This is a genomic window from Streptomyces sp. UH6, assembly GCF_013421635.1.
GTDB lineage: Bacteria > Actinomycetota > Actinomycetes > Streptomycetales > Streptomycetaceae > Streptomyces > Streptomyces abyssomicinicus.
The window spans coordinates 1-2049 of sequence record NZ_JACADT010000999.1; the positions used below are offsets into that span (position 1 = coordinate 1).

2 protein-coding genes are annotated in these 2049 nt (G+C 74.2%); one reads left to right on the forward strand and one right to left on the reverse strand.

From position 1 onward, the window contains the following. Positions 1 to 431 (reverse strand): VOC family protein (locus HW445_RS28490; protein WP_180223729.1); only part of this gene is annotated, 431 nt, incomplete at its 3' end. Positions 432 to 550: 119 nt separating this feature from the next. On the opposite strand from HW445_RS28490, the gene HW445_RS28495 reads away from it, so the two are divergent. After that, a partial coding sequence (locus HW445_RS28495) for a bifunctional [glutamine synthetase] adenylyltransferase/[glutamine synthetase]-adenylyl-L-tyrosine phosphorylase (RefSeq protein WP_180223728.1) occupies positions 551 to 2049 on the forward strand: 1499 nt, incomplete at its 3' end.

Sequence of the window (2049 nt, forward strand, 5' to 3'; positions counted from 1 at the left end):
GCCGCCTGCTCGGCCAGCACCCGGTGCAGCGGCTCCGTGGCGCGGCGGCGGTACTCCTGGACCGCCCAGCCGTTGCCGTCCGGGTCGCTGAAGTACATGAACGTCGCGCCGTCCTGCCCCTCGACGTAGGCGACCGGCTCGCTGACGTCGAGGCCGCGGGCGGTCAGCTCCTCGTACGCGCGGCCGATGTCGGGGACGCAGAGCTGGAGGCCGTGGTAGGTCCCGGGACGCAGGACGCCGGTGGGAACCTCCATGCCCTCGGCCAGGGCGATGGAGCAGCCCGAGCCGGGCGGCGTCAGCTGGACGATGCGCAGGCCGGGGGCCACCTCGCCGTCGAAGTCGACGTGGAAGCCGACCTTCTCCGCGTAGAACTGCTTGGCCCGGTCCACGTCCGCGACGGGCAGCGGGATCACCTCGAGCGTCATCTCCATGTTCGTCATGGCTTCACCGAAGCCCACCCGCGCCGACCGCGCCAGCGGACGGCTCCGGGCGGGTGGGCGGGGGTTAGGCTCGGCGACGGACGGTCACGACGGAGGAGAGGGCGGCGCGGATGGCGACTCCGGGGCGGCGGAGCAGCACCTTCACCCTGCTGCTGCGGCACGGGTTCACGGACCCCTCGGCCGCCGGGAAACTGCTGGAGAGCCCCGGACTCGGCGAGGTCCGTGGCGACCCGCTGCTGCTGGAGGCCCTCGGCGCCACCGCCGACCCGGACCTCGCGCTGCGGGGCCTGACCCGCCTGCTGGAGGCGCAGCCGGACCGCACCGACCGGGCCCGGCTGCTGGACACCCTGCTGGCCGCCAAGCCGCTGCGGGACCGGCTGCTGGGTGTGCTCGGCGCGTCCGAGGCGCTCGGCGACCACCTGGCGCGGCACCCGCACGACTGGCAGGCGCTGGTCAGCTACGAGCCGCGCGACCTGCACCAGGGCGTGGCGGAGTTCGAGGAGCAACTGGCCGGTGCCCACGACCCGGTGACGCTGCGGGTGGCCTACCGGCGCTGCCTGATGTCGATCGCGGCCCGGGACGTGTGCGGCACCATCGACGTCGCCGAGACCGCCGGGGAACTCGCCGACCTGGCCACCGCCACGTTGCGCGCCGCCCTCGCCCTGGCCGGGGCGGCCGCGCCGGAGGACGCCGCACTGTGCCGTCTCGCCGTGATCGCGATGGGCAAGTGCGGAGGCCACGAGCTGAACTACGTCTCCGACGTCGACGTGATCTTCGTGGCGGAGCCCGCCCGGGACGCCGACGAGCGGGAGGCCCTTCAGGCGGCCACCCGGCTGGCCTCGCACCTGATGCGGATCTGCTCCGAGACGACCGTGGAGGGGTCGATCTGGCCCGTCGACGCCAACCTGCGGCCCGAGGGGCGCAACGGCCCCCTGGTACGGACCCTCAACAGCCACATCGCCTACTACCAGCGGTGGGCCAAGACCTGGGAGTTCCAGGCGCTGCTCAAGGCCCGCCCGGTCGCCGGGGACGAGGAACTGGGCGCGGACTACCTGGCGGCGCTCCAGCCGATGGTGTGGCAGGCCGCCGAACGGGAGAACTTCGTCGCCGACGTGCAGCAGATGCGGCGGCGGGTGGTGGCCGGCATCCCGGCGGCCGAGCTGGAACGGGAACTGAAGCTGGGACCGGGCGGGCTGCGGGACGTCGAGTTCGCGGTGCAGCTCCTCCAGCTCGTGCACGGCCGCGCCGACACCTCGCTGCGCAGCGGCACCACCCTCGACGCGCTCAAGGCGCTCGCCACCGGCGGCTATGTCGGCCGCGAGGACGCCGCCGGCCTGGACGCCGCCTACCGCTTCCTGCGCGAGACCGAGCACCGCATCCAGCTGTACCGGCTGCGCCGCACCCACCTGATGCCCGAGGACGAGGACGACCTGCGCCGCCTCGGCCGCTCGCTCGGGCTGCGCGCCGAACCCGTCACCGAGCTGCGCAAGGAGTGGCGCAAGCACTCCTCGGTGGTGCGGCGGCTGCACGAGAAGCTGTTCTACCGCCCGCTGCTCAACGCCGTCGCCCAGCTCGCCCCCGGCGAGGCCCGGCTGCGGCCGGAGGCTGC